4 protein-coding genes are annotated in these 4,013 nt (G+C 61.1%); 3 read left to right on the forward strand and 1 reads right to left on the reverse strand.

All coding sequences use genetic code 11. The features are described from left to right. The coding region (locus tag VGY55_22365) for a hypothetical protein (protein HEV2972729.1) at positions 1–649 on the reverse strand (649 nt) is incomplete at its 3' end. A 427-nt stretch (positions 650–1,076) separates the two neighbouring features. Between VGY55_22365 and VGY55_22370 the strand changes: the two genes are divergently transcribed. The 3 genes from VGY55_22370 to VGY55_22380 form a co-directional block, all read left to right on the forward strand. Continuing rightward, positions 1,077–2,393 carry an aminotransferase class I/II-fold pyridoxal phosphate-dependent enzyme gene (locus VGY55_22370; GenBank protein HEV2972730.1) on the forward strand — a complete coding sequence of 439 codons (1,317 nt, stop codon included), beginning with the start codon at positions 1,077–1,079 and terminating at the stop codon, positions 2,391–2,393. A gap of 11 nt (positions 2,394–2,404) precedes the next feature. Further along, a complete protein-coding gene (locus VGY55_22375; protein HEV2972731.1) occupies positions 2,405–3,550 on the forward strand; it encodes a PLP-dependent aspartate aminotransferase family protein in 1,146 nt (381 codons plus the stop codon). 178 nt (positions 3,551–3,728) lie between these two features. After that, positions 3,729–4,013, forward strand: a 285-nt coding sequence (locus VGY55_22380; GenBank protein ID HEV2972732.1) for a hypothetical protein, incomplete at its 3' end; no start/stop codon positions are given.

Below are 4,013 nucleotides of genomic sequence, written 5' to 3' on the forward strand. Positions count from 1 at the left end.
AGTCATCGGCAAGATTGATGCTCTTGTCGGAGCCGACAAACAACAAAGCCGCGATGCTCCCCACCGACAAACCGTTATTGTTGAATCCGATTCGTCCCTGAAAAGAACCTTGCGCGACGCGAATCCGTGTTTCAAGCATCCGCGCGGCGGGCTCTTGCCCTTGCTCGAATGCCAGCATGAGATTCGGTTCGGCCCGCTGCATCTCGACGAAGAGGTTTCGCGCCGCGCGGTCGCTGCCGACCAGCGTGCGGAACCGTGACCATCCTGGGAGACCATAATGTTTCGCGTCGTGGACATCCGCGGCAAAGAGGGCCAAGCGGCGTTGAAAATCGGCGTCCACCACCGTGGTCAATATCCGCCGCGCACGCATGCGGATCTCCGCATCGGAATCGTCGAGCGCGGCCATTAGCACCGGCTTGATCGCGATTCCCATTTGCATCATCTGATTGGTCGTCGCTTCACGGACCGAGAAAGATTCGCTTCCCAATTGGGAAACCATCTTCGCGGCCTTGTCAACCGACCCCGCCGAGGGCCGGGTTGCTTGCTCGGCGCTTCCTGCCGTCGCGCAGAGGCCCGGCGCTGCCCTCGCGACGGCCAAGCCGATGATCAAGAACGATAGTTCGCATCGCCCCAGCGAACCGAAACACATAGCCACCTCCGAGAATCGCGAAAGATGAACAAATCGCTGCGCGTCATTGTAAACCTAGGCCGGCAAAAGCGTCTAGGACCGGTAAACCACGAAATGCCGTGATCCCGAGTTCGCGAATCCCCAATTCGAATTCCCAAAGGCTTGTTGTTGGCTTCCGGGTCGGTTACAATTCGAGTCAACGGGATTTGCGGCCGCTTGCAGCCAGTCTGCTAAAGTGCCATCGCCCGAGTCGGCAGCCCCCAGCGGTCTGCCGGCTAGCGATCAAACTTGACCCAAGGGAGCCGCGTCAGAGCCGATGTATCGGCTCGAGCCGCGGCTTTTTTTGTGTTTGGCTGGACTGGCGGGCTTTGCGTGCGGTGTCCGCGGATTCCGGAGTCGGCGTTACTCCGTTTTTGCTTCATCTGCTGCCCTTCGGAGCGCTCGCACCATGCCATCGAAGTTAAACACCGCGTTGGAATCGCCAAGTCTTTCCGAACCCGCGGCGAAACAGGATCCACTGGAACGGGCGGACACCGGCAGCTCGGCCGAGGAGTTTGACGTGACGGCACACGATGACGCCGCGAGTAGCAAACCAACCGATCGTGTATCGACGATCGCCGTCCACGGTGGCGAGGCCCGCCAGAAGCTGGCCAATGCGATCACCGACCCGATCTTCGCCGCCTCGACCTACACGTTCGAGAACACGCAGGCGGTCATCGACTTCATCGAGCAAAAGCAGCCGCGCGAGGAATACGGCCGCTACGGCAATCCGAGCGAGCGCGTCGTCGAGCGAAAGCTGGCGGCGCTCGAAGGGGGCGAATCGGCATTGCTCTTCACGACCGGCATGTCGGCCTTCGTCACTCTGTTGATGGCCAAGTTGAATTCCGGCGACGAGGTGATCTTTTTCGACGAATGCTACCATCGCAGCCGCGAGTTCTGTCTGAAGCATCTCGCGCGTTTCGGCGTGGTGACTCGGCAGGTTCGCGCTTGCGACTATGCTGCGATGGAAGCCGCCATCACGCCGCGAACCCGCCTCTTGATCAGCGAATCGCCGACCAATCCGCATCTAAGCATCGTCGATCTCGAGCGGTTCGCCGATCTCGGCCGTCGCCGCGAAATCGAGACCTTGATCGACGCGACGCTCGGCACGCCGTTCAACATCCGCCCGCTGGCCGCCGGGATCGATTACGTGATGCACTCGGCCACCAAGTATCTTGGCGGGCACAATGATCTTCTGGCCGGCGCGGTGATCGGCACGGCCGAAAAGCTCGAGCCGATCCGCAAACTCCGCGGCATCATGGGGGCGATCAATTCGCCGCAAAACATTTATTTGCTTGGCCGCGGGCTAAAGACGTTCGAGCTGCGGATGCGGCGGCACAATGAAAACGGCCTCGCCGTGGCGGAGTTTCTAGCCGGCCACCCGCGGATCGAAAAGGTTTATTATCCGGGGCTGCCATCGCATCCGTATCATGAAGTGGCGCGGCGCACGATGCGCGGATTCGGCGGCTTGGTAACATTCCTCGTCCGCGATGCCGACTGGCGCGCCACGGCCCGAGTGGTCGATTCGGTGAAAATCCCGCGGATCGGACCGAGCCTCGGCGGCGTCGAATCGTTGATCGAGCAACCGCTCGTGATGAGCTACTATGAATGCACCGCCGCCGATCGCCAGCGGTTCGGCATCCCGGACAACATGATCCGCCTGGCCTGCGGGATCGAGAACCCCGAAGATCTAGTCGCCGATTTGGCGCAAGCGCTGGAACAGTAGGCGACGGCCTCATGCAGTTTCGCACTCGTGCAATTCATGTTGGCAATGCGGCCGATTGGCAGACGGGGGCGGTCGTGCCGCCGATCCATTTGGCCTCGACCTTCGTTCAACCGGGGGCCGGCACGTGGGCCGAGTTCGACTACTCGCGGAGCGGCAATCCCACGCGCAAAGCTCTCGAAACGACGCTCACTTCGCTGGAGGGCGGCTGCGGGGCGCTCGCTTTCTCTTCCGGCATGGCGGCGATCCATTGCGTCACCATGCTGCTCAGTTCCGGCGATCACATTCTTGCGGGCAGCGACATCTACGGCGGCACATATCGGCTGCTACACAAAATCTGCAACCGTAGCGGAATCGGCGTCACGCTCGTCCCCTCGACCGATCTGGAACAATTCGAGGCGGCGATCACACCGAGCACGCGATTGCTCTGGATTGAAACTCCGGGCAATCCGCTGTTGTCGATCACCGACATTGCCGGCTGCGCCGACATCGCCCATCGGCACGGCGCGCTGTTGGGGATCGATAGCACATTTGCCACGCCAGTGCTCACCCGCCCGCTCGAACTCGGGGCCGACATCGTCATGCACTCGGCGACGAAATACATCAGCGGGCATAGCGACGTGCTAGGTGGAGCGCTCGTCATGCGCGATGCCGAGTTATGCAAACGACTCTATTTCATTCAGAACGCGACCGGCGCGGTCATGGCGCCTCTCGAATCGTTTCTCTGCTCGCGAGGGCTCAAGACGCTCGAGCTGCGCGTGCTCGAGCAGTGCCGCACGGCCTCCCGAATCGCCGGCTATTTGGCCGCCGACCGACGTATTCGGCGCGTGCTATATCCGGGTCTGCCAGAGCATCCGGGACATGCCCTGGCCGCGAAACAAATGTTGGGCGGATTCGGCGCAATGCTGTCGTTCGAAGTCGTTGGCGACTTCGCCGCCGCCAAGCGAGTTGCCGAGAGCACTCGACTGTTTCAACTGGCCGTCAGCCTTGGGGCAGTCGAATCGCTGATCGAGCAGCCTGCTTCAATGTCCCATGCGAGCTACGATCCGGCTGCCCGGCAGGCGTTCGGCATCACCGATAGCCTGATCCGGCTCTCCGTCGGTCTGGAGGCCTTTGAAGACCTCCGCGATGACCTGGATCAATCGCTGCCCAATTGTTGAGATCCAAGCGCATCGGCCGCCGTTGGCAACGTCGGCAACGAAGGCTTTTGGCAATCTGCGAAGACTTATCCGATTATTTCGACTTTAACGGAAGTTCGGATTGCAAAGCTCCGATATTCTCCGTCGAGAACGATTGCGATCAGGGTGGGCTGGATCGCAGGCAATTAGGAACGGACCAATGATCATTCAATGCCGTAAGATGGGTGTTCTGGTTTGGATCGGCTGCGGTGCGCTCGCCGCATCGTTGACGGTCTGCCCCGCCATTGCCCAGACGGACAACTACGATCCTTCGAGCCGCACGCGGATCAGTTACGGCATGGCGCGCGATCCGCAGACCGTAAACCAGGACAACACGAGCGCTAGTCCGCCGGATAACTCCAACGCCACCTGGAAGCCTGCTCGCGGCACGCAGCAGCCTCCGCAGCCACAGCGAACCTATGAGGCGCCGCGAGCCGGCAGCCGC

This window comes from Pirellulales bacterium, assembly GCA_035939775.1.
In the GTDB taxonomy this organism is placed as follows: Bacteria; Planctomycetota; Planctomycetia; order Pirellulales; family DATAWG01; genus DASZFO01.

Bases quoted from the DNA above. Each gene is read 5' to 3' on its own strand.
- VGY55_22370 (HEV2972730.1), top strand. From the start codon at position 1,077: ATGCCATCGAAGTTAAACACCGCGTTGGAATCGCCAAGTCTTTCCGAA.
- VGY55_22375 (HEV2972731.1), top strand. From the start codon at position 2,405: ATGCAGTTTCGCACTCGTGCAATTCATGTTGGCAATGCGGCCGATTGG.